This window comes from Thalassotalea sp. PLHSN55 (assembly GCF_052030545.1).
In the GTDB taxonomy this organism is placed as follows: Bacteria; Pseudomonadota; Gammaproteobacteria; order Enterobacterales; family Alteromonadaceae; genus CANMXU01.
Genome location: NZ_JBPDIH010000001.1, coordinates 610,003 through 635,363 on the forward strand (window position 1 = coordinate 610,003; position 25,361 = coordinate 635,363).

At 40.2% G+C, this 25,361-nt stretch carries 19 protein-coding genes; 12 read left to right on the top strand and 7 right to left on the bottom strand.

Features of this window, described 5'->3' with window-relative positions; translation table 11 throughout:
- From ACRRSQ_RS02730 to ACRRSQ_RS02740, 3 genes are all read left to right on the top strand, one after another.
- Window positions 1-1,188, top strand: coding sequence for a fumarylacetoacetate hydrolase family protein (locus ACRRSQ_RS02730; protein WP_440874155.1), 1,188 nt, complete (start codon window positions 1-3; stop codon window positions 1,186-1,188).
- Between the two features lie 48 nt (window positions 1,189-1,236).
- Window positions 1,237-2,694, top strand: a complete 1,458-nt coding sequence (locus tag ACRRSQ_RS02735) for an aldehyde dehydrogenase family protein (protein WP_440874156.1) — start codon at window positions 1,237-1,239, stop codon at window positions 2,692-2,694.
- Between the two features lie 190 nt (window positions 2,695-2,884).
- Complete coding sequence (locus ACRRSQ_RS02740; protein WP_440874157.1) at window positions 2,885-3,922, top strand: LacI family DNA-binding transcriptional regulator; 1,038 nt, start codon at window positions 2,885-2,887, stop codon at window positions 3,920-3,922.
- A 153-nt stretch (window positions 3,923-4,075) separates the two neighbouring features.
- Here ACRRSQ_RS02740 and ACRRSQ_RS02745 read toward each other — a convergent pair whose 3' ends face one another.
- The 6 genes from ACRRSQ_RS02745 to xylB form a co-directional block, all read right to left on the bottom strand.
- On the bottom strand, window positions 4,076-5,047 hold the full coding sequence (locus ACRRSQ_RS02745) for an aldose epimerase family protein (RefSeq protein WP_440874158.1): 972 nt from the start codon (window positions 5,045-5,047) through the stop codon (window positions 4,076-4,078).
- Window positions 5,040-6,698 (bottom strand): glucose-6-phosphate isomerase, encoded by a 1,659-nt coding sequence (gene pgi / locus ACRRSQ_RS02750; RefSeq protein WP_440874159.1) that lies wholly within the window; start codon window positions 6,696-6,698, stop codon window positions 5,040-5,042. The genes ACRRSQ_RS02745 and pgi overlap by 8 nt, the downstream gene beginning before the upstream one ends.
- A gap of 32 nt (window positions 6,699-6,730) precedes the next feature.
- Entirely contained in the window at window positions 6,731-8,755 is a 2,025-nt protein-coding gene (gene tkt / locus ACRRSQ_RS02755) for a transketolase (RefSeq protein WP_440874160.1), read from the bottom strand.
- 172 nt (window positions 8,756-8,927) lie between these two features.
- A complete protein-coding gene (gene tal / locus ACRRSQ_RS02760; RefSeq protein ID WP_440874161.1) occupies window positions 8,928-9,890 on the bottom strand; it encodes a transaldolase in 963 nt (320 codons plus the stop codon).
- A 108-nt stretch (window positions 9,891-9,998) separates the two neighbouring features.
- Window positions 9,999-11,318, bottom strand: a complete 1,320-nt coding sequence (xylA, locus tag ACRRSQ_RS02765) for a xylose isomerase (RefSeq protein WP_440874162.1) — start codon at window positions 11,316-11,318, stop codon at window positions 9,999-10,001.
- Window positions 11,319-11,361: 43 nt separating this feature from the next.
- Entirely contained in the window at window positions 11,362-12,819 is a 1,458-nt protein-coding gene (gene xylB, locus ACRRSQ_RS02770) for a xylulokinase (protein ID WP_440874163.1), read from the bottom strand.
- A gap of 374 nt (window positions 12,820-13,193) precedes the next feature.
- Between xylB and ACRRSQ_RS02775 the strand changes: the two genes are divergently transcribed.
- From ACRRSQ_RS02775 to ACRRSQ_RS02795, 5 genes are all read left to right on the top strand, one after another.
- A complete protein-coding gene (locus tag ACRRSQ_RS02775; RefSeq protein WP_440874164.1) occupies window positions 13,194-14,792 on the top strand; it encodes a sugar porter family MFS transporter in 1,599 nt (532 codons plus the stop codon).
- Window positions 14,792-15,760 carry a Gfo/Idh/MocA family protein gene (locus tag ACRRSQ_RS02780; protein ID WP_440874165.1) on the top strand — a complete coding sequence of 323 codons (969 nt, stop codon included), beginning with the start codon at window positions 14,792-14,794 and terminating at the stop codon, window positions 15,758-15,760. The genes ACRRSQ_RS02775 and ACRRSQ_RS02780 overlap by 1 nt, the downstream gene beginning before the upstream one ends.
- Before the next feature lie 327 nt (window positions 15,761-16,087).
- Complete coding sequence (locus tag ACRRSQ_RS02785; protein ID WP_440874166.1) at window positions 16,088-16,936, top strand: hypothetical protein; 849 nt, start codon at window positions 16,088-16,090, stop codon at window positions 16,934-16,936.
- A 283-nt stretch (window positions 16,937-17,219) separates the two neighbouring features.
- A complete protein-coding gene (locus ACRRSQ_RS02790; RefSeq protein ID WP_440874167.1) occupies window positions 17,220-18,326 on the top strand; it encodes a PepSY-associated TM helix domain-containing protein in 1,107 nt (368 codons plus the stop codon).
- Window positions 18,327-18,529: 203 nt separating this feature from the next.
- A complete protein-coding gene (locus tag ACRRSQ_RS02795; RefSeq protein ID WP_440874168.1) occupies window positions 18,530-19,273 on the top strand; it encodes a substrate-binding periplasmic protein in 744 nt (247 codons plus the stop codon).
- A 12-nt stretch (window positions 19,274-19,285) separates the two neighbouring features.
- Here the strand turns inward: ACRRSQ_RS02795 and ACRRSQ_RS02800 are convergent, their stop codons facing one another.
- The gene (locus ACRRSQ_RS02800; protein ID WP_440874169.1) at window positions 19,286-21,037 is read right to left on the bottom strand and encodes a DUF885 domain-containing protein; all 1,752 of its coding nucleotides are present in this window, start codon (window positions 21,035-21,037) and stop codon (window positions 19,286-19,288) included.
- Window positions 21,038-21,626: 589 nt separating this feature from the next.
- Between ACRRSQ_RS02800 and ACRRSQ_RS02805 the strand changes: the two genes are divergently transcribed.
- The 4 genes from ACRRSQ_RS02805 to ACRRSQ_RS02820 all read left to right on the top strand — a co-directional run bounded on the left by ACRRSQ_RS02805 (window position 21,627) and on the right by ACRRSQ_RS02820 (window position 25,359).
- Window positions 21,627-22,202, top strand: coding sequence for a c-type cytochrome (locus tag ACRRSQ_RS02805; RefSeq protein ID WP_440874170.1), 576 nt, complete (start codon window positions 21,627-21,629; stop codon window positions 22,200-22,202).
- Between the two features lie 17 nt (window positions 22,203-22,219).
- A complete protein-coding gene (locus ACRRSQ_RS02810; protein ID WP_440874171.1) occupies window positions 22,220-23,482 on the top strand; it encodes a cytochrome-c peroxidase in 1,263 nt (420 codons plus the stop codon).
- Between the two features lies 1 nt (window position 23,483).
- Window positions 23,484-25,007 (top strand): parallel beta-helix domain-containing protein, encoded by a 1,524-nt coding sequence (locus tag ACRRSQ_RS02815; RefSeq protein ID WP_440874172.1) that lies wholly within the window; start codon window positions 23,484-23,486, stop codon window positions 25,005-25,007.
- A gap of 130 nt (window positions 25,008-25,137) precedes the next feature.
- Window positions 25,138-25,359 carry a DUF7661 family protein gene (locus ACRRSQ_RS02820; protein ID WP_440874173.1) on the top strand — a complete coding sequence of 74 codons (222 nt, stop codon included), beginning with the start codon at window positions 25,138-25,140 and terminating at the stop codon, window positions 25,357-25,359.
- Window positions 25,360-25,361 lie beyond the last annotated feature (2 nt).

The following is a 25,361-nucleotide window of genomic DNA, read 5'->3' on the forward strand; positions in this document are numbered from 1 at the left end:
ATGAACGACACTGCATCTTTAGTGGTGAAATATTTGCCAGAAGATCAATTCACTGGCCTATTAATAGGCAGAGTTTGGCATACAGATAAGTCTGGTATTACAGGTCCTTCACCTGTACTGATAAAAGCTGACGGTGTATATAGTTTAACGACCATTGCGCCAACGATATCAGAACTATTAGAAAATACAGCTTTAGCTGATTTATCTGTAAATCACACACTAGAAAAAATAGGTTCAGTTGAAAATATATTGCTTAATACGGTGTCGAAAAAGACGGATACCAGCCAAGCATATTTTCTGGCGCCAATTGATACTCAGGCAATTAAAGCCTGTGGTGTTACATTTGTTTGTAGCATGGTCGAACGAGTCATTGAAGAAAGCGCGGGCGGCGATGCCAGAAAAGCTAATCAGCTTCGCGAACAATTATCGAAAACGCTTGATGTTGACTTCAGAGAAATTGTGCCTGGGTCAGAACAAGCTATGCAGCTAAAAGCCGTGTTAATTGAACAAGGTTTATGGTCGCAATATCTTGAAGTGGGCATAGGGCCTGACGCTGAAGTGTTCACTAAATCTCAGCCTTTATCATCTGTTGGTCTTGGCGATGAAATTGGCATTCACCGCAATTCTTCTTGGAATAACCCTGAACCTGAAGTGGTGCTTATCGTAAACAGTCAAGGTGATATTTTAGGTGCTACTTTGGGTAATGATGTTAATTTGCGTGACATTGAAGGACGTAGTGCTTTATTGCTAGGTAAGGCAAAAGATAATAATGCTTCATGCAGTATTGGGCCTTTTATTCGTTTGTTTGACCAAAGTTTTACGCTTGATGATGTACGAACAATGACGGTGAATTTATCGATTCAAGGTACAGAAGGTTTTGTTATGCAAGACCATAGTGACATGAAAGAAATTAGCCGCGATGTAACAGATTTAGTTAAACAAACACGTAATAGCAGCCACCAATACCCAGACGGTATTGCGTTATTTACCGGAACTCTATTTGCACCCACTCAAGATCGTGGCGATAAAGGGGCCGGCTTTACTCATCATATCGGTGACAAAGTATCGATTTCTTCAAGCAAATTAGGCTGTCTGGAAAATACGGTTAATTATAGCAACGTTATAACACCGTGGACATTTGGTACTAATGCACTAATGAAAAACTTAAGTGCAAGAAAACTGCTTTAGGTACGTATTTTCTGTATATCAATAATTAAATTAATTTAGGGTTAAGCTATGACAATTCAACAAGAAAATAACCAAGTTAAAAAGAACTACATTAATGGCAAGTGGGTGCCAAGTGAGCGCTATTCAACAAATATTAACCCGTCAAACCTTAATGAGGTTATTGGTTATTTTAGCGAAGCGAATAAACAAGATGCGCTAGATGCAATAATGGCAGCTAAAGATGCAACAGCTATTTGGGCGGGAACGGGTATACAACAACGTAGTGACATACTTGATAACATTGGTAATAAAATTCTTAGTCGACAAGTTGAATTAGGTGAGCTACTTGCACGTGAAGAAGGGAAAACTAGGGCTGAAGCAATGGGCGAGGTTCACCGTGCTGGTTCTATTTTTAAATTTTTTGCGGGTGAAGTATTAAGGCAATCAGGCGAAGCAATTGACTCAGTAAGGCCAGGTGTTAGCGTCACTACTACGCGTTCACCTGTTGGAGTTGTTGGTATTATTACGCCTTGGAACTTCCCAATTGCAATTCCTGCATGGAAAATTGCACCAGCACTTGCCTATGGCAATACAGTAGTATTCAAACCGGCTGAATTGGTACCTGCGAGTGCCCACGCACTGGCTGAAATTATTGTTGAAGCAGGTGTGCCAGCAGGGGTATTTAACCTTGTGATGGGGGAAGGCAAAGTTGTTGGTGATATCTTAGTTAAACATAAAGATGTTAAAGCAATAACCTTTACCGGTTCAGTAAATACCGGCCGTGCTATTGCCGTTGAAGCGGTAAAGAATATGAAAAAGATTCAACTAGAAATGGGAGGGAAAAACCCAGCAATAGTGCTTGATGATGCCGATATTGATCTTGCGGTTGAAACTTGTGTGCAAAGTGCTTTTTATTCAACTGGCCAGCGTTGCACCGCGTCAAGTCGTATTATTGTCACTGCCGGTATTCATGATAAATTTGTAAAAGCGATGCAAGAGCGAATGAGTAAAATTACGGTTGGCGATGCGTTAAGTGAATCAACTGATATTGGTCCTGTGGTTGATGAAAAACAATTAGTACAAAACTTAGCTTATGTAGAAATAGGTAAAGCTGAAGGTGCAGAACTGGTATGTGGAGGTGAAAAACTTACGCTTGCGAAAACTGGTTTTTATATGTCACCGGCGTTATTTATTAATACCACCAATGATATGCGTATTAACCAAGAAGAAATTTTTGGTCCAATTGCTACGATCATTAAAGTGAAAGACTACCAACAAGCCTTGGCTGTGGCTAATGATAGTGAATTTGGTTTATCTGCAGGTATTTGTACCACTTCACTAAAATATGCCAAGCATTTTCAAGAAAATATTCAAGCGGGCATGACCATGGTAAATTTGCCAACCGCGGGTGTTGATTATCATGTACCGTTTGGCGGCACTAAAGGTTCTTCATACGGTTCTCGCGAGCAAGGCAGTTATGCGAAAGAATTTTATACAACTGTTAAAACTTCATATTTAAGCGCCTAGTTAACTTTTATCGAGTGTACCAATGGTGGGTGATTATTCGCCATTTAACCATTAAAAAATGAAGGAAAGTCTTAACTATGCTGAATTACAAGTAAATATGAAGCTTAAAGCAACTTTTACATGATATCGCTATCAGTATTTGTTACAGTTACATTACTGTAAAGATTGATTTTTAGGACAAATTTAGTTTATGGCTAGCCCTAAACGTGCTCGAATTCAAGATGTTGCTGAAAAAGCGGGCGTCTCGAATATGACGGTATCTCGAGTATTAAACAACGATGTAAAAGTCAGTGACGAAAAACGTTCCTTGGTGATGGACGCTGTAAAGGCCCTCAACTATCGCCCTAATGTTTCCGCTCGTCGCTTGGCAAGTAATAAATCTTTTTTTATTGGTTTATTATATGTTGATCTTGATACGTCTTATGTCAGTAAGTTTTTATTACGTGGTTTAAAAAGTTGTCGCTTAACCGGTCATCATTTAGTGGTTGATGAAATTGATGACGATATTGACAAGTCTATCGCTTCAGTAAAAGAGTTAATTGATGTCACACAAGTCGACGGACTTATTTTATTACCACCAATATGTAACGACGAAAAACTGCTTAATATGTTGCAGCAGGCTAATGTGACGTTTGTTCGTATAGCGCCTGATACCCAACTTAATCTATCACCTTACATTTGTATGGACGATTACCAAGCCAGTTTTGAAATGACTGAATTATTAATTAAAAAAGGTCATACCAAAATAGGGCACATTATTGGTAACCCCAATCAAGGGGTGAGTCGTTTACGATATCAAGGTTATTTAGATGCGCTGCGCTCTAATCAAATAAATGTACCTCCAGAATATATTGAACAAGGATATTTTACTTACGACACAGGTTTAGCGGCCGCTAAAAAAATATTGTCGTTAGAAGATAGACCAACCGCTATTTTTGCTGCCAATGATGAAATGGCGGCAGCAGTAATTTCAGCTGCAAATCTTAACCGTATCTCTGTACCAGATAATTTGGCAGTTGTTGGCTTTGATGATGGACATTTAGCGGTAACCGTATCTCCGAGTTTAACCACGGTTAAACAGCCTATTCAAGCTATGGCAGATCTAGCTATTGAAATTATCGCATCGGGTAAGTTTAATGACTTGGCAAAAGCCAATAGTCGAGAGTTTCGAAATGTACTCGACTTTGAAATTGTTGAGCGTGACTCAACCAAAGCAGAATTTAAATAGTCAGTGCTGAACTATTGCGGACTATTTGCTTAAGACAGTAATTCTAGCGAATACAAATATAAGCGCTAATAAGAGAAAAAAAGAGATAATCACTAAGTGGTTATCTCTTTTTTCATTTTTGCTTTTTATTTTTTCAGTGCAAATTATTTAGGGCTAATTGTCGTGTTTGACTAACTGATAGCTGATAACCGTTTTAAGTGGTTGGTCTCTATCGGTAAAATGAAACGGGAATTGAGGCTCATTTGGGCTATTTGGACAAAACTGAGGTTCTAAACAAATACCGGCAAATGGCTTAAATGGTTCACTTAAAAACTTGCCATTGTAGACTTGAATCGCAGGGTAATTTGAACTCACCAATAAGCTAAGCTTTTTGTCACTACTGGTTAAACTCGCTTGTTTTGCCTTAACGTTAGACAAGCTAGTATCTTGCTCACTAACAACAAAGTTGTGATCTAACATCATGCAGTTGTCATCATCAGATACTGCTTTTTGCGTGGTAAAATCAAAGTCAGTATTTTGCACCGGGGCAATTTCTCCAGTTGGAATGGCTTGATCATTAACCGGCGTATAATGCTGAGCTTGAACCGTTAACCAATGCAAATGATCACTGCTTTGTTCATTTAAATTAAAATAAGGGTGCGATGTTGGTCCAATTGCCACTTGTGCTGAGCTGTTAATCGTAAATTCAATGATCAGCTCACTTTGCTCAGTTAAGCTGTAGCTAACTTCTGCGTATATCTTGCTAGGGTAACCGTTAAAATTACTTGGCAAGCTTAACGAAAATACAATTTGCTCGTCGCTATGTTTTAAACACTGCCAACATTGATCTGCAAATGCGCCATTGCCGCCATGTAAGTGATTGTCACCCTCATTAGCCAGCAACTTAACAAGTTGACTGTCAGTTTTATAGCTTGAGTTAGCAATTCTGTTGGCATAAGGGCCAGCAACTGCGCCAAGATAACAAGTATCTTGTCGGTAGTCTTCTAGGCTGTCGTAGCTTAGTAGTACGTTTCTATCTTGGGTGTTCAGTTTGGTTTTCCATTGAATTAACCTTGCGCCATAATTGCTCAAGGTTATTTCATCACCTTGCGCATTGCGCAAGGTGTAGCTAATTAAATCAGTCATTGTTTAGGTGCTTTTTACTGCGTAAATAATAAGCCATTAAGCCTTTAGTGGAACTGTCGTGGTGACTATTTACTTTGTTATCATTAAGTTCGGCTTCGATATTATTCGCTAAGCCTTTCCCTAACTCAACCCCCCATTGGTCAAATGAACAAATTTCAAGCAAAATGCCTTGCGTAAAAATCTTATGTTCATAAAGTGCAATTAAACTACCTAGGCTGCGCGGTGAAATACGTTCCATTAAAATAGTGTTAGTAGGACGGTTACCTTTGTGTACTTTATGTGGGGCAACTTTATTAATGTAATCTGGCGTTCGGCCCTTTGCTTTTAAATCGTCACGCACTTGTTTTTCGTCTACACCTTGCATTAACGCTTGTGTTTGCGCAAAAAAGTTTGCCATTAAAGTTTGATGGTGCCCTTTAACTGGGGTAACGCTTTCAATCGAACCGATAAAGTCAGCGGGAACAACATTGTTGCTTTGATGTAAATATTGATAAAACGCATGTTGGCCGTTAATACCTAGCTCGCCCCAAATAGAAGGAACAGTAGGGTAGTCAATTGCTTCACCATGCCAGTTAACCGATTTACCATTACTTTCCATTTCCGCTTGTTGGAGGTAAGCCGATAGCATATGCAGTGATTGATCGTACGGCAAAATAGCTTGCGATTGCGCGCCTAAAAAGGTGCAGTTCCACAAACTTAACAACGCAAGAATTACCGGCGCATTTTGTTCTAGTGGCGCTTCACAAAAATGTTGGTCAATATCGTAAGCACCTTGCAATAATTCGATAAACGGTTCAAAGCCTAGATCGAGTGCAATGGGCAAACCGATGGCAGACCATAGTGAAAATCGACCGCCAACCCAGTCCCACATATCAAAAATATTTTCTTCTTTGATACCAAAAGCTGTGGCGTTTTCTTTATTTGAAGAAACTGCAACAAAGTGTTTACCAATAGCTGACTGATCGAATGACGAAGACACCAACCACTTCATTGCTGTTTTAGCGTTGGTCATGGTTTCTGTGGTGGTAAAGGTTTTACTTGAAACAATGAATAAGACTTTTTCTGGGTTCAGTGGTCTTAATACGTTGGCAATTTGCGTACCATCGACATTCGAAACATAGTGAACATTAATACTATTGTCACTGTATTGTTTTAATGCTTCGGTCACCATTTGCGGGCCCAGGTTTGAGCCACCAACGCCAATATTGACCACATCGGTAATGCGCTTTCCTGAATAACCTTTCCAGTGACCTTGGCGCACTTTTTCAGAAAATGCTTTCATCTTCATTAGTGTTTGCTGAACTTCTTGGTTGAGGTCTTCGCCGTCAAGTTCAAAGCTTTGATTACCTTGGTTGCGCAAAGCAACATGAAGAACCGCACGTTCCTCGGTGCGGTTAATGCGCTCACCGGCAAACATTTTATCGCGCCAAGCTTCAAGCTCACACTCGTTAGCAAGGTCGATTAAGTTTGACATGGTTTCTTTGCCAATTAAGTTTTTTGAGTAATCAAGCATAAAAGGCTTGAGCTTAATTGAAAATTGCTCAAAACGTGCTGGATTTTCACTAAACAAGTCACTCATGTGTTTTTGTTTCATCTCTTTTGCATGTGTAACAAGCGTTTGCCAGCTTTTTAATGAAGTTCTCGATTGCATGTTATTTTCCTAGTTAGCTATATTAGTGATGATTAGTGCTGATTTTTGTTAATAGTCGCTAATGTGGTTTGAACAACATTATCAACCGTAAAGCCAAAATGTTTAAGTAATTCACCACCTGGGGCTGACTCACCAAAAGAGCTCATGCCAATAATCGCGCCTGCTCGGCCAACATACTTGTGCCAATAATCGACATGGGCAGTTTCAATCGCAACAATGGTTTGCACCTGAGTTGGCAATACGCTTTCTTGGTATTGTGCAGATTGTTGGTCAAATACATTGGTACTTGGCATAGAAACCACACGAATGTTTTTGCCTTGCTCGCTTAATACTTTAGCGGCATCTACGGCTAAGCCAACTTCTGAGCCTGTGGCAATGATAATTGCGTCAGGAGTGGCTGAAACATCAGCACAATCAACTAAAACATAACCGCCTTTTTCAATATTGCCTACTTGCTCAGTATCGCGCTGTTGATGCGGCAAACCTTGACGACTAAAAATTAACGCGCTTGGGCCGTTTTGTTTTTCTATGGCTGCTTTCCAAGCAACCGCTGACTCAACCGCATCACATGGGCGCCATGTGGTTAAATTTGGCGTCATGCGTAAGTTTGCTAGCTGTTCAATCGGTTGATGGGTTGGTCCGTCTTCGCCTTGGCCAATCGAGTCATGGGTATAAACAAAAATATTTTGAATGCCCATTAAGGCAGACATACGCACGGCATTACGCGCATATTCCATAAACATTAAAAATGTTGCGCCGTAGTTAATAAAGCCGCCATGAAGTGATAAGCCGTTCATAATGCCGCTCATACCAAATTCACGTACGCCGTAAAATAAATAGTTACCGTCGGCATCTTCAGCTGAAATACCTTTTGAGCCTGACCATAAAGTTAAGTTAGAGCCGGCTAAATCGGCTGAGCCACCAAGTAATTCAGGAAGTAGTGAGCCAAAGACTTCAATCGCATTTTGCGAGGCTTTACGGCTAGCAATATTTTGCCCTTGCTGCTGGCAAAGCTTGATGTATTGATCCGCTTTTTCAGTAAATTGCTCGGGTAACTTTCCGTCGATCACGCGGCGAGTAAATTCAGTAGCTAATTCAGGGTATTGCGCTTGATAATCGGTAAAAAGAGCCTGCCATTTTGACTCAGCTTGGTTGCCTTTTTCATTTGCGTCCCAGCCTTGATAAACCTCTTGTGGAATGTCAAACGGGGCATGTGGCCAATTTAAAAATTCTCTGGCTGCGGCAATTTCTACGTCGCCTAATGGCGCGCCATGACAGTCGTGCGAGCCTGATTTGTTTGGCGAACCAAAGCCGATAGTGGTTTTACAACAAATCATCGTTGGTTTGTCGGTTATCGCTTTTGCTTGTTCGATAGCGGCGTTAATGGCAACCGGATCATGACCGTCAACATCGCTGATCACATGCCAGCCATAGGCTTCGAAACGGGCAGGGGTATTGTCGGTAAACCACCCTTCAACTTCGCCATCGATAGAAATGCCATTGTCATCCCAAAACGCGATTAGCTTGCCTAAACCGAGAGTGCCCGCTAATGAACATACTTCGTGCGAAATACCTTCCATTAAACAGCCATCGCCTAAAAAGCAGTAGGTGTAATGGTCAACAATAGCAAAATTGTCACGGTTAAAATGTGCGGCTAAGGTTTTTTCGGCAATCGCCATACCAACGGCATTTGAAATACCTGCGCCTAGTGGACCAGTAGTCGTTTCAACACCTACGGTGTAACCATATTCTGGGTGGCCGGGGGTTTTTGAATGAAGTTGTCTAAATTGTTTTAATTCATCAATAGGTAAGTCGTAGCCGCTCAAATGTAGTAGCGAATAAATTAACATTGAACCATGGCCGTTACTCAGAATAAAGCGATCTCTGTCTGACCAGTTTGGGCTTGATGGGTTATGTTTTAGGTGATCATTAAATAATACTTCTGCAATATCTGCCATGCCCATAGGAGCACCTGGGTGACCAGATTTTGCTTGTTGAACTGCGTCCATTGTAAGTGCGCGAATAGCATTAGCGAGATGCTGCCTTGAAGACGTCATTATGATTTCCTTTGTAGTTGGTAATTCGTGTTGTTATTTTAAAAGCCAACGGCAGGGAATGCGCCGTTGGCTGAATGTGCAGTTGATTAAATATTGCATTGGTAAATATTCATGAGTTTGCACTGTGTTTTTATTTCGTATATTTGGCAAATGGGTCTGTAACATTTACGGCTTAAATAAGCTCGGCGACCATTTGCTCTAAAATATTTTGATCTTTGGCAAAATTACGAATACCTTCCGACAGTTTTTCAACCGCCATCGCATCTTCATTATGCTGCCATGCAAAGCTTGCTTCTGTTAGCGCGGTTAATGCATCGCGTGATTGGCCTTTGATTTTGCTAGCATCTAATTTGGTTTCAAGCTCACCTTGCGTTTCTTGTAATTGAGTCAGTAACGCGGGTGAAATGGTTAATAAATCACAACCGGCAAGTTCAATAATTTCTGAGGTGTTTCTAAAGCTTGCGCCCATAACCACGGTACTGTAGTCGTAGGTTTTGTAGTACTCATAGATGCGAGTAACCGATTGCACGCCGGGATCATCTGCGCCAATAAAGTCTTTTCCTGTTGGTGCTTGCGCTTCTTTAGCCTTATACCAATCTAAAATTCGACCAACAAAAGGCGAAATTAAGGTAACATTTGCTTCGGCGCAGGCAACGGCTTGCGCCATTGAAAATAGTAAGGTTAAGTTACAAGCAATGCCTTCTTTTTCTAGTTGCTCGGCGGCTTTTATGCCTTGCCAAGTCGAAGCGAGTTTGATTAATACGCGATCTTTACTGATACCGGCGGCTTGATAAAGGGCAATTAATTTACGACCTTTTTCAATGCTTGCTTGGGTGTCAAACGACAATCTGGCATCAACTTCTGATGAAATGCGCCCTGGAACATGTTTAAGTATTTCACAGCCAAAATTGACAATCAGTTGGTCGCAGACATCATCAATATCGATCTGACCGTTTTTGCGAGATTTTACGATAGCATCATCAATTAAGTGATTGTATTGCGGTAGTTTTGCCGCTTGTAAAATCAACGAAGGGTTAGTGGTAGCATCTACCGGGTTTAACGCTTTGATGGAGTCAACATCGCCGCTGTCAGCCACAACTTTAGTGACCTTTTTTAATTGTGCTAATAAATTCATTGGGGGTAACCTAGAGTGACAGTAATTAAAGACTGCCAATAATCGCTAGGATTTATTGGCAGTTAAAGCATCGGTTTAAGTTAACGTTAAATTAAGATTAAAATTAAATTAAACGTAACGGTTAACAATGTTTTCTAGTAGCTCTTGGCGACCAGATTCTTGTTTTGGATCGATTTTTTCTTCAAGTACTAATTTAGACAAGCTTTCTAAGCTGTGATCACCAGACATTATGCTTTGGCCTAATTCACCTTTCCAACCGGCATAACGTTCTTTAACAAAGTCAGATAATGGTGCATCTTCAATTAACTTAGCCGCGTTAAGTAAGGCTTTAGCCATAGTGTCCATGCCGCCAATGTGACCAATGAATAAATCATCACGCTCACATGATTGACGACGAAGTTTAGTATCAAAGTTGAAACCACCTGTGTCTAAACCACCGGCTTTTAAAATTTCATACATCACTAAGGTACATTCTGCTACGTCGTTCGGGAATTGGTCGGTATCCCAACCGTTTTGCATGTCGCCACGGTTAGCATCAACACTACCCATAATGCCTTCAGCACAAGCAACTGCGATTTCATGATGGAAACTATGACCGGCAAGTGTTGCATGGTTAGCTTCAATGTTGACATGAACTTCACCAGCGATGCCGTGCTTGTGTAAGAAACCAGCAACGGTAGCCGTATCGTAATCGTATTGATGCTTAGTCGGCTCTTGAGGCTTAGGTTCAATTAATAACTTACCTTTGAAACCAATTTTATGTTTGTGCTCGATAACCATTTTAAGGAAACGTGCGTATTGCTCGCCTTCTTGTGCAAGGTCTGTATTTAATAACGTATCGTAACCTTCACGACCACCCCAAAGTACGTAGTTTTCGCCGCCTAAACGGTGCGTTACTTCTAAGGCATGTTTTACTTGCGCTGCAGCGTAAGCGTATAAATCAGGGTTCGGGTTAGTTGAACCACCGGCACAAAAACGTGCATTTGAGAATAAGTTCGCAGTACCCCATAACAGCTTAATGCCGGTACGCTTCATTTCTTTTTCAAAAATACCAACGATGTGATCAACATTGTCGTGGAATTCTTGTAATGACTCGCCTTCAGGTGCAATGTCTGCATCGTGGAAACAAAAGTAAGGTACACCTAATTTTTCAAAAAATTCAAAGGCAACTTTTGCTTTTTGCTCAGCAAGCTCTAATTGGTTACCTGTCGCTGAAATCCAAGGACGCTCAAATGTACCCGCGCCAAAAATGTCTGAGCCTGCCCAACAAAAGTTATGCCAGTAACATGCGGCAAAACGCAAGTGCTCTTTCATGGTTTTACCTAGCACAACTTGGTTTTCGTCGTAATAACGAAACGCTAGTGGGTTAGTGCTGTTTTCACCTTCAAATTTAATTTTTTCTACGGTATTAAAAAATTGTTCGCTCATGTGGTACTCCTAGTTAATGCTTAATTTGTTGTGTTGTTACCGCTTAAAAATGATCTTTTAAGCTTTTATAAAGTTGTTGATACTTATTGTGTTGCGCTTGGTAATAAGCGTGCATGCTAGTGTCAGGTTCGATAACAAAATCGACTTCGCTGGCGGTGCATACGTCACTTGGCTGTGCTTTGCTGCTGGCAATTTTTGCTAAACGCGCCGCGCCAAAAGCAGGGCCTACTTCCGCACCTTTTCGGTAGGTCAGTGGTTTATCAAGTACGCTGGCTAATATTTTTCCCCACAGCGCGCTACGTGCGCCGCCGCCAATAACGGATACTTGATCAATTTTTGTACCTGCAGCAATGAGTGCTTGTTGGCCGTCGGCAAAAGCAAAGGCAACACCTTCTAATACGGCGCGGCCAAGTTCAGCGGCGCCAGTATTGTGGCCAAGGCCAAAGAAAACACCTTGTGCATTAGGGTTGTTGTGTGGCGTGCGCTCACCAGAAAGGTAAGGTAAAAACATCACCGGCGAGGGCTTGGTAAAATCAAGCTTTTCTACTTCATCGAGTAAGGCTTTTTCATTGGTAAAACCAGTAAGCTTGGTCACCCAGCTTAAACAGCTTGCGGCGCTTAACACTACCGACATTTGATGCCAAGTATTAGGTATGCAGTGACAAAAGGTATGTACAGCACTATCAGGGTTTGGGTTATAGGTTTCGTTGGCAACAAAATATACGCCAGAGGTGCCTAAAGATAAAAAAGCTTCATTAGGGTTAATCACCCCAATGCCTGCAGCGCCTGCGGCGTTGTCACCGCCACCTGCAATTACCGCAACTTCATTCATTCCCCAAGCATCAGCGACTTCTTTTGAAAGATAACCGGTGATCTCAGAGCCTTCAAAAAGGGCAGGCATATGTTCAAGGGTTAACTCGGTCGCGGCTAACATTTCATTTGACCATTGGCGTTTTTCAACATCAAGCCAAAGGGTACCGGCGCTGTCTGACATGTCTGAGGCAAAATCGCCGGTCATTAAAAAGCGTAAATAATCTTTTGGTAATAACACCTTAGCAACTTTTTCAAAGTGCTCTGGTTCGTTTTCTTTTAACCAAACCAGTTTTGGTGCAGTAAAACCTGGCATGGCAATATTGCCGGTAATTGCTCGTGTATTAGGCTCACGTTGTTCAATGGTTTTACATTGCGCTTCACTGCGACCGTCGTTCCATAAAATCGCCGGACGAATAATGTTGTTATCAGCGTCAAGCAAAGTTGCACCATGCATTTGCCCAGATAAACCAATCGATTGCACTGCTTTTAACGCCGCGCTATTTTTTGATTTTATTTCTGCGATGGCTTCATTGGTGGCTTGCCACCAATCGCTCGGAGCTTGCTCTGACCATAAAGGGGCTGGGCGGCTTACTTCAAGCGATGCCTGTGCCTGTGCAACGATAGTGTCGTTATTGTCGAGGATAATCACTTTTACCCCAGAGGTACCTAAATCTATTCCTAAATACATATGAAAGCTTTGTTTGTTATAAATTGTTAGCGCTAACATTATCATCGGTTTTTTTTGTTAGCAACATTTTTTGTCAAAATATTTCGAGATAACGTCATTAAATCGAAAGTAAGTGATAAGGTTATTGAGGCGATTAACCGTGTTAACGTGTTTTTGTACCGCCTTAACTCTTTGTAAATTAGTTTGTTTTCTTTTGAGTAACTATTGTGTTCAACTGGTTTAAAGGGAGTGAATAACATAGAAGTTATGATGATTCCTAATTATAAATTTTTGGTTACCTTTCAGGGAACGTTATTTAAAATGGTATTATTAAAATAATTGTGGTAGCGTTATCATAGGTGTTTTTGAATTATAAAAATTAAAAGAGAGAAAGTATGTCAGGATCAATCGCTAACAGTGTCTTTTATGCTGTAGTTGTCGCATTAGGTGGCTTTATATTTGGCTTTGATGCATCAGTAATATCAGGTGTCGTTGGTTTTGTTGCGGTGGAGTTTCATTTAAGTGAATGGCAACAGGGCTTTGTGGTGAGTTCTCCTACGTTAGGCGCTGTTATCGGTTCATTATTTGCGGGACCAAGTGCTGATCATTTTGGTCGAAAAAAGGTATTAATAACCATTGCTGCCTTGTATGTGGTTTCAGCAATATTTTCTGCTTTTGCTCTTAACTATTATATGCTTATTGGTGCGCGTTTTATTGGCGGTTTAGCTTTTGCTTCATTAGTACTTGCCCCTATGTATATTGCCGAAATATCGCCCGCTAAATACCGAGGCAAGATGATTTCAATTAACCAATTTAATATTGTGATTGGTTTTTCAGTGGCGTATTTTGCTAACTACTATTTGCTGCAATTAAGCAACGGCGCTAGCGAAATCGCAGCTACTTTTGGTCTTAAAGAAAATGTTTGGCGCTGGATGTTAGGTTTGGAAATTATCCCTGCGCTATGTTATTTGGCGCTATTATTTATTATCCCGGAAAGCCCGCGTTGGTTAGCGAGTAATGGCTATATTGAGCAAGCAAAAGCCGTTTTTACAAAACTTTTCCCTGATAATAACTCAGCCAAAATGGTAGAAGAGATTCAGGTTCAACAAGGCAGTACTGCGCCACCGCTTAAGCAGCGATTGGCTGAGCTTTTTTCACCTAAAATGCGATTAGTGTTGGCAGTTGGTTTAACTGTCGGTATTAGTCAGCAAATTACTGGCGTAAATGCGGTCTATTTTTATGCGCCAAGTATTTTTGAGCAAAGCGGTGTCGGGCAAGACGCGGCGTTTTCGCAAGCGGTTTGGGTTGGAATTATTAATGTTGTTTTCACTATTGTCGCCATGTTATTGATTGACAAACTTGGTAGAAAACCTTTGATGCTGATTGGGTTAGCAGGCGTCGTTATCAGTATGTCGGTTGCGGCCTATGGATTTCATCAAGCAACATTTAAATTAACGCCGGAATCTGTATCAAAAATTTCGTCTGTTGAAACCAAAGAAAAATTAGCTCCTTTAGTTGGTAAACAATTTAACAGTGATGTTGAATTTAAAAATGCGGTGACCGATCTTATCGGTGAGCAAGAGATGCGAGAGAATAAAGCGACTATCTTACAAGCTGCAGCAAATATGAATGCGCTGTTGATCATGGCAGGCATACTGGGTTTTGTTGCATCTTTTGCGGTTTCTTTAGGACCTGTAATGTGGGTCTTGCTAGCGGAAGTATTCCCTAATCACTTACGCGGTGTTGGCATTGCATTTACAGGTTTAGTTAACAGTATGGTGAGCTTTAGTGTGCAGTTATTATTTCCTTGGGAAGTCGCGACAATTGGCACCGCCGCTACTTTTATCATTTATGGTGTTTTTGCCATATTGGGTTTTGTTTTGGTCTATCGACTATTACCTGAAACAAAAGGCAAGTCATTAGAAGAGTTGGAAGTTGTGTTTCAAAAAAGAGCAAAAGATGTAAGCCCATTAAAATCAGCGGGTGCCGTATAATGGATAACTCAAGTAAAGTTCGTTGGGGTATTGTAGGTACGGGCAGAATTGCTGAGCAGTTTTGCCAAGACTTGCCCTTTGTGTCTAACGCTGAATTGGCCGCTGTTGCTGCACGAAAACGTGTAGATGCTCAGCGCTTTGCTAATAAATACGATATTGAATATGCATATCAAAGCTATCAATCAATGTTTGAAAGCTCAAAGGTTGACGCTGTTTATATTGCAACTCCTCACACCTTTCATTATTGCAATATAAAATCAGCACTTGAAGCTGGTAAATCAGTTTTATGTGAAAAGCCAATTACTGTCAGCAGCCGGGAGTTTGATGAGCTTTCAAAATTGGCCCAGACTAAAGGTTTATTTTTAATGGAGGCGATGTGGACTTATTTTTTACCTGCAATTAAGAAAGCTAAAGCATGGGTTGACCAAGGGAAAATAGGGGATATTAAGCATATTAAGGCTGATTTTGGATACCCATTGCCATATGACTCCAATCGCCGAGAATATCATAAAGATCTGGGCGGAGGCTGCTTGCTTGAAATGGGCATATACCCTTTGGCACTTGCTCACCATTTTACTAAAGAGCCAATGAGTAATATGCAAATTTCTTATCATTTAGCGCCAAACGGGGTCGAAGATGATGTCATTATACTTGCTCAGTCAGGTAACACTAAATTGACTTTAGCAACGTCATTTCAGTGTAAATTGCAAAACTGGGCGTATATTATTGGTGAACATGGCTATATTGCCATTCCTGATTTTTGGCGAGCAAGTCAATGCAGCTTATTTCAGCTTGATGAAAAAGTAGACTTTTTCTGTGATCAGCGAACGACTTTAGGTTTTAACTTTGAAGCAGATGCTGCAGGGGAGGCGATAATGGCTAATTCTGTGGAACATGCAACAATGCCACATAGTGCAAGTTTATTACTGCAACAACAGATGGAGAAACTAAAGCGGCAATTTAAATAGCTTAAAATAATGAGTTACTATACTTCTTTATTTGCTAAAAGACCCACTGTAACTAGGTTTTTAAGGTGCCATTCCATTTTCTTTCCTAAATAATTTATACAGCTTAGGCTCACAGCTATTTATTTGTGTGAGTTTTTGTTTTTTCGACGCTTTCATTTATTAAAAATTCTTATCTTTGCTTGTCTGTTTGTACAATTAAATACAAATAGCTGCGTAAATGTAATGTGTTTTCTCAGTCTAGTTATTTTATAGCCTTTTTGTTGCGGCTGACGAATTTCTTAAATAACAGGCTTATTAAAAATTACAGATAGGTCTAAGGATTTTATTGTGAACAAAAATATAAAGTTAGCGTTACTTTGTACCCTTATGTCTTCCACTGCTTTTGCGGCTTCTGAACAATCAAATTCTGCTGAAAATACTCCAGAAATCAAAGCGGAACAAGAATTGGTCGATATGTCAGATCCAATGGCGGTAATGACAAAAGTGGGTGTTGGTATTACGGATCGTGGTTTTAACTTAAACATGAGTAGAACGCTTAATACCGGTAGCGATACCATTAAAGGTATGAATGTATTTGAAATGAAAGGTCTCTACGGTGAAGACGTTGGTTTCAGTGATGCGCAAACAAGAGATAACTCTATAGATTCGTTTCGGTGGAGGCAACTTACTGTAGATTCGACAAATGGTCGAGGTTCACAGCTTGATGTTAACTTTAATGTTGACGGTACACATTTAGCTCAAGAAACTGCCGATATCTCATACTCAGTCATGCAAGCTTTGCCAAAAGTTGGTCCTGTAAACTTATTTCCTTTAGCTGGTGTTGGTGCAAGCTTTGGTAATAATGTGACTGATGGCTTTGATGAAAATGGTAGTCCAATTGTCGATCAAGGTTTCTCAGGCGTTGGTGCATACGGTCTTATCGGGATGTATTCAAAAATTGCTATTACAGATCGTGTTTGGGTAAACTACAATCCATTTTACTTTCAGGCATTAGGCGGTTCAGATTTATATAAGGCGCATGCTTACGGTGTTGATGCTGATAGTATGTTGCTACACGAATTTGCCATTAGTTATAAGATATCTCCACGTGCCAATATTCGTTATTTCGCTAACTGGAGCGAAAATGTTGATTTTAAAGATGGTCAGCACAGAATTGAATTTAACTACCAACTATAATTAATTCAACATATAAGCTGTAAAATAAATGGTGTTAGCTTTTAAAGGAGACACCATTTTTTTTCTGTAAATTTTAACTATCAATAGCTCCTCAAGAAAAGCTGTAACTCGCTTGTATCTCTTTTGTAAATAAGAACTATTTACATTAACTTACTTAGGTTTATCGAATATACTCTGCTCAGATATCGGGTTAGTGACGTTATTGTTGTAATCTACCTAATTAGTACTTTGTTGTTTCGTATTTTTAAGGTGGTATTTTTATCGTGTTTAAATAAGTAGATTTATGAATTTTAGAAAAATATTGTTTTGGGCGCACTTAATCGCAGGTTGCAGTGCCGCTATTTTTATTTTCCTTATGTCTGTTACCGGTGTAGCGCTTACTTATGAGCGTCAAATTATTCAATCAGCCGAAAGGGCTGACTATGCAAGGCCGGCCAGTTCGGTGCAAACGGCTTTAACTCATACACAGCTTGCGCAAAAGTTTTCGACATTAGTCGATAAAAAACCGGTCAATATCGTTATTACTAAAGGTGATGGTGCGCCAGTATTGGTTAAACAAGGCCGAAAAACCTTGGCTTACTTAAACCCTTATACGGGTGTTGAAATGGATATGCCGGGTCAAGAAACTAAAGCCTTTATGAAAAAGCTACGTGCATTTCATCGTTGGTTAACGTTAGATGGCAGTTTTAGTCAAACAGGGCGAACCATTAACGGTATTGCAAATATCACCTTTGTTATCTTAGCCTTGTCGGGCTTGTACTTGTGGTTACCTAACCGTTTTAATAAACGTGCCTTTAAAAAACAGTTAAAACTAAGCAAGTCACATAACAATAAGCAAGCGCGAAACTACCAATGGCATAATGTCTTTGGCTTTTACATGGCGCCAATTTTAATTGTGCTTGCCGTAACCGCCGTATTCTTTTCGTACAAATGGCCGGGTGAATTACTAAAGCAATACGCAACCACGCCAGAGCAGTCATTAGGTCAGCCGGTTAAATTGCAGAGCCAAGTTAAAGTAAAAAGTACCGATCAACACCTATCTATGTTGCAACAACGCTTTCCTTTGTGGCAAACCATGTCGTATCAATATCCTGTCGCTGATACGAGAACGCAAATATTTACCCTTGATATGGGCAATGGCGGCGAGCCGCATAAACGATTTTCGGTATCGGTAGATAAGATCACGTCAGCAATTGTTGAACAACAAGACTTTGAGCAGTTATCAAGTTATCGAAAAATTAGAAGTTATATTCGCTTTTTACATACAGGTGAGGTGTTTGGTTTAGTTGGCCAAACGGTTGCAGGCCTTGCCTCGTTATTGGCGTGTCTATTGGTTTATACCGGTGTGATGCTAAGTTGGCGCAGGTGGGTGAATAGCCGCAAACGCTAATTTGAATACCTGACTTTATCAAAGCACCTTTTTAAGGTGCTTTTTTTATCATCGCAGCTTTACGATGAATGTCTTAAAGTTTGATTTTTATAGTGAAAAGCTTTTGTGTAAAAATAAAGCGTAAATTTGTTTGGGAGTGCCACCAAGTTTGTATATAATGTGACCGTTTTTTACTTTTAATGCCGTATTTAAAAAGCTGTTTTATGTCGTTTATCAAATTTAATATTGTTTTAGTGCTATTTGTTTGTACAAATGCATTTTCAAAAAACACACCTATTACCGTTGTTACCGAACATTTTCCACCGTATCAAATCGCCAATCAAGGGCAGCCTTTATCGGGATTAGCGGTCGACTTTGTCAGCGAACTACTTAAAGAAACACAAAGTAATAGTGCGATCGAAGTCTATCCTTGGGCGCGCGCGTATAAAATGGCTCGTCACCAGCCTAATGTTCTTATCTTTTCAATTACTCGTTCACCAGAGCGTGAGCACTTATTTCAGTGGGTTGGCGGTTTCGGTACAGTCAAAGACAGCTTTTGGTCGTTAAAAGCGAATAATCAGCTAAATGTCAGTTCACTCGCGCAAGCTAAGCAATATTCAGTTGTTGTGCCTCGAGATGACAATACTTACAGTTATTTAAGTAAAAATGGTTTTAAGCATAATCAAAACTTGTATGTGGTCAATTCTCGTGAACAAGCAGTGAAAATGTTAATGAGTGGTCGTGTTGATTTGTTATTGAGCTCGCGACAGCTGTTACAAGACAGAGTGAAAAGCTTAGGGTTTAATTTTGATAAATTACGTCATACTTATGCACTGCCCAGTGAAAATGGCGAGTTGGCGATTGCTTTTAGTTTATCAACAGATAGCGCTGTCGTTGCTGAATTTCGCCAAGCGTTTGATCAGTTAAAACACAAGGCGAAATATCAGACATTATTTACGTCGAGTTAAAGGCATTTATTCCTAAACGGCAGTTAAGGTTGTTTGAATATAATCATTCACCAATTGTTCAAGCATGACTAAAGGAAGAGCACCGTTTTTTAAAATAACGTCGTGAAATTCTCTAATATCAAACTTTTCGCCTAAAGCGTTTTCAGCTTTGTGACGTAATTGCCAAATTTTAATTTCACCGAGTTTGTAACTCAGTGCTTGCCCCGGCCATGAGATATAACGGTCAACTTCTGCACGCACGTTAGCGAGTGATAAAGACGTATTGTCTGCGAGAAAGTCTAGTGCTTGTTGGCGTTCCCAGCCCATGGCATGAATACCCGTATCTAAAACCAAGCGACTAGCACGCCACATTTCATAACTTAAACGGCCAAAGTCGTCGTAGGCGGTTTCATACAAGCCCATTTCAACACCGAGTTTTTCGGTATATAACGCCCAACCTTCGCCAAAGGCACTAAAATATAACGACTTACGAAATTCTGGTACGTTTTCCAATTCCGATGAAATTGCACTTTGATGATGATGCCCCGGCACCGCTTCATGCAAGGTTAGTGCGGTTAATTCATATAAAGGACGCTGATCTAAGCCATAGGTATTTAACATATAGCTGCCACCGGTATCGCCACCTTTAATGGCATTCCAGTAAGCGGCGGTGGTGTAGTTGGGGGCTATGCTATCGGGTACAGGTACTACGCCGTAAGGTAGGCGTGGTAAGGTTTTAAAGTAGCCCGGCATTTTATGGTCAATGCGTTTGGCAATATAAGAAGCTTCTTTTAACAAGTCACGCTTGCTGGTTGCATAAAATTGCTTATCGGTACGTAAAAACTGGACAAAGTCGTTAAAACTTCCGTCAAATTTTTCTTTTTTGATCAGCGCCATCATTTCTGCGCGAATACGAGCAACTTCATCTAAGCCTATTTGATGTATTTGCTCAGCGCTTAAGTCAGTTACGGTGACATAATTTCGAATTTGTTGTGCGTAATAGGCTTTACCGTTATTCATATGATAAGCACCAATTTTAGATGGCGCTTTTGGTAGATATTGATGTTTAAAAAAGTCAGCAAGTTTTTGATAAGCCGGGTGAACTTTGTTTTCGATTACCGCTATTGCTTGTGCTGTTAACTGTTGTTGCTGACTTTTTTCAATGGTTTTTGGAAAGCTGTTAAACGGCTTAAATAACGCATTGTCTTTTGCTGAGTTGTAAACTTGACTTTCTACCGTAGGAATAATGCCTTCGAGCACTATTTTAGGTAGCATGAAATTGTCGTTAATGCCTTGCTCCATGTTGGCAATATGCTGTGAAAAATAACGAGGAATATCTGCTAATCGTTTAATGTAGTCTTGATAATCTTTGGTAGTACGCATTGGCGTACTTGGCATAGTGCTGCTTACCGCAGTATAAAAACTCCAGAAGGTATTAAAGGGCACACGGTACGATTTTAATTCATAGTCTTTAATTTCCCCTTCGAGTTGCCACTTCATTAATTGATAATTTATTTGTTCTTGCTCGGTAAAATTATTGCGGGGTATTTGTTTTAGCCGTGCTAAAAACTCCAGATATTGTTGGTGTTTTTTAGCTAAGCTTGCGGGCGAAACATCAGCCAGTCGATCATTGTAGGTTTTAACGCCGTGATTAGTGGCTGTTAGTGGCTGTTTGGCTAAATTGTATTGCCACTCTTGTTGAATTAAATCTTCTAGTGCTTGCGATTTGGCAAATGCATTACTGCTGATCAAACCAACCGCAAGGGTGAATAGTATTTTTTTCATAAACTTTCTCGTCGCTTATTTATTATCGTTATCTTGCATAACATTGCTATTGTCTATCATGACCGCTTATTGAAAATAAGTCATGGTAACTGACCGATTATGTTGGTGGGTTAATCGCAGTTTGAGCAAAAATCATCTTTTATTTACCGGTGAAAGTTTATTTTTTAACGGCTATTTTGCCTGCGAAAATCGATTTTAATAACCTAACTGCCAGAAACGTTTATCGCATGATTTTGTGATTTTTTGCACACGCCAATTATGGCTTTTAAGGTGGTTAATAATTCAAAATCTTGTTTTTTGTTTAGCTAAGTTATTGATTATTTATAGATAACACTTTTTTATTAAACGTGGTTAGACAATGTAATTCGTCAGCTTTTTTCTAATATTCGTCAGCTTTTTTTTGGAATTCGTCAGCAATTTAGCTTTGCTCACTTTATAGTTGAAAGCAACTAATAATAAGTGAAGTTAATTTATGAACCTTGCAGTTGCTTTGAACTTTAATTTGCGTCCATCTTTTATTAATACCTGTATAAATTGTGTGCTGAGTAACACAACCCTAAAACAACTTACCGTTAACTGTGCTGTTATCATGGCATGTTTAATAAGTGTAAATAGTTACGCTAACCAAGCCCCTAAATCTTATGCTCAGTGCGTTGCTTGTCATGGTGAAGAAGCTCAAGGTAATGCCGAGTTAAAGTCACCGGCATTAGCAGGGCAATCACAAAGCTATTTATCAAGACAGCTCACTAATTTTTCATCTGGACTGCGTGGCAGTCATCAGCAAGATGTTTTAGGTAAACAAATGGTCGCAATAAGCAAGCAGTTAACTGCTGAAGATATTGCTGAGTTATCTCAATATTTAGCGGCGCTACCTTCGGTAAAAATTATCAATAACACCGAGGGTGATTTAAAAAATGGTAGTCGCTATTACCAAGGTAAATGTGGTGCATGTCATGGCGGTCAAGCGCAAGGTAATTTATCGCTTAATGCGCCTAAGCTCTCTGGGCAAAGTATTGTGTATTTGCAAAGCCAAATGAAAAACTTCTCAACTGGCATACGCGGCAATGTAGCGACAGACAAATTAGGTCGTCAAATGGCGATGATGGCCAAAACGACCTCAGGCAAAGAGCTTGACGATATTTTGCACTTTATTGCTCAGCAGTAATGGCAGGTGATGACATCATGAAAAATTTCATCTTATTGATTCTTACCGCTATCAGCTCAGTAGGTTTTACTCATAGTAATGAGAATACAAACATCAGCAAAAGTTATCTGTTGTCTGAGCGCTGCCCACCAAGTTTTGAGCTTACCGAGCAGGGCGTATGCCGGCTGTTAACCCAATATCAATTTTATAGTTCGGTACAAAATAAAGGGCTAGGTGGAACACAAACCAATTTGCCACCACATCGAGATGGCTTTACTCCTGCGCAAATAGACTTAGGCCGTTATTTATTTTTTGACCCGTTATTGTCAAAAGATGGCTCAATTTCATGTGCCAGTTGTCATCAGCCAGACAAAGGTTTTAGTGATGATCTTGACCGTAGTATCGGTATCACCGGTGAAAAAGTGGCTCGCTCTGCACCAACGCTGTGGAATGTTGCCTTTGTTGATAAATTTTTTTGGGACGCACGGGCAAATAATTTAGAAGAACAAGCCCAAGGGCCATTATTTGATCCACTTGAAATGGGCAATACACCGGCGCAATTATTAGCAACATTGTCAGCGAATAAAACCTACCTTGCTTTATTTGCACAGGCATTTCCTGAGCAAAACACAATTGAATTATCGCAAGTGTATACGGCACTTACTGCTTTTCAAGCATCACTTATTTCACTTAATAGTCGTTACGATCGTTATGCCCACGGTTACCATGGAGCTTTAACTGAAAATGAAATTAAAGGTTTGAATGTCTTTCGCTCGTTTGTCGCTAGGTGCGCAGAATGTCATCAACCGCCATTATTTACCAATAATGAAATCGCCGTTATTGGTGCACCTGAGCCAGAAGGTAGAGCCTTAGATATTGGCGCAGAAAAAACCTATAACGCGCCTAAGTTGCGTGGCGGCTTTAAAGTGCCAACGTTAAGAAATATTACAAAATCAGCGCCTTATATGCATTCTGGTCGTTACGATAATTTACGCGATGCAGTGAAATTTTATAACGACGGTCGTGGCAATGCCATTCCAGAAGGGGAAGAAATGCTGATCCACTGGCATATTTCAGAGCCTGATTTAACCGACCATGAGTTAGATTTAATTGTTGAATTTCTCGGTACATTAACTGATGAAAGTTTAACACCGCAAGTTCCTACGAGTGTACCGTCTGGTTTGCCTGTAATCGATAGTAAGTTTCAGGCAGTAAAACAACAAACAGCAAAACAACAAGCATTAACGACACAGCAAGATAATCAAAATAACAATAACGTAAACATGCATAGCGGGGAATAGTATGAGTTCAGGAAAAATAGTTGGGGTAGTTTTGGTGGTGGCAGCATTTGCTGGCGGCACGTATTTTGGAAGTAGTCAAAATGGCGCACCGGTTATCACCAATAGCTCAAGTGGTGCTAGTTATGGCGGTGGTTACGATAAGTCTGCGGATAAAAACTTAAACAAAGGCGCCAAAAAAAGTGCAGTGATTGAACGAAAAGTTGCAGGTACAGTACATGTTGTTAATGATGGGGATACCATTATGGCGGCGGTGCAATCGGCGAAACCTGGCGATACTATTCAAGTGATGCCGGGCACTTACCATGAAACCGTATATGTTGATAAAGATGACATTCGCATAATTGGTGTTATTCAAGAAGGTAAACGCGCGACTCTTGACGGTAAAGGCGTACTTAACGACGCATTTTTGTATTCAGGTAATAACTTTGTTGTCGAAAATTTTGTCATTACCAAATATAAAGGTAATGGCGTAATGGGGCAGGCGGGCAATAATTTTGAAATTCGTAATAACATTATTGTTGATACCGGCGTTTACGGCATTTTTCCGCAATTAGGTAAAAACGGCATTGTTGAATACAACGTTATTTCGGGCATTGAAGATGCCGCCATATATGTTGGTATGAGCGACAATATTCACGTAGCGTACAACGATGTTTTTGCTAATGTTGCAGGTATTGAAATTGAAAATTCGCGCCACGCGATTGTTGAAAATAACAATGTTTACAACAATACCGGCGGTATTTTGGCCTTTATTACTCCAGGCCTACCGATTAAAACCACTTATGATGTCATTATTCGTAATAACTTCATTTATAACAATAATCATAAAAACTTCGGTGCGCCTGGCTCGACTGTCGGCGGCATTCCAGCCGGTACTGGTATACTGATTATGGCGGCGGATGATGTGGTGGTTGAAGACAATATTATTACCGGAAATAAAACCGCAGGCATATTGATCACCGACCATCAAAATGCGCCAAATGTGACTATTGACCCAGAGTCAGACCCTTCACCAGATGGTGTTAAAATCTTAAATAACTTAATGCATAACAATGGCTACGATACCATTGATGAAATTAAAGCCTTAATGCTGACCGAGTTTAAACAAGGCGAGCCTGATATTATTCGTGTCGGTAATTCAAAAGACAGTTGTATAATTAATCGTCATCGTTATGTCAGTGTTGGTGTTAATAAATGGCAAGAATGTAGCTTTACCAATACTGCGTCAATTGATACCTATTTGCTTGACGAGCCTGTGCCGCCGCGCGTTATTGACCCGTCTGAGCGCGGCAAAGTTGTTTATAACGGCGTATGTGCTGGCTGTCATACGTATACTGGGCGCATGATAGGGCCACCAGTGCAAATTATTCAGGCACTTTATATGGATAATCCGCAAGGTATTGCTGACTATATTAATAGCCCAACTAAAAAGCGTGAAGACTACCCAGAAATGCCACCACAAAATTACTTGGACGAGAAAACTCGTTTGGCGGCAGCAGAATATATGCTGAGCCGAACTAAGTAACTACCGAACAAGTTAAAATTAGGAAAAATCGTAAAGCCTCATTGTGTAAACAGTGAGGCTTTTTTGTTGACTCAACCACTTTAATTATGCTTTTCTAAGTGCTTGTTATTCATTTGTTAAGGACGAATTGGTGATCATAAAATTTAATGTTTTTGGCAAAATAATGTCAGTGATAAAAACAGAGCAGCAGTGGCTGTTATATCAAGAGTCTGACACAGGAATGCGCAGCCGTATTTATGATGTTGTTATCCCTGATGATTTGAAAAGTAGTGAATTAGCCACTTATCTTGACGATATTTATCACGAATATTCGTCAACAAAACATCCGCATGTCGTGCAACTAAGCGAGTAATA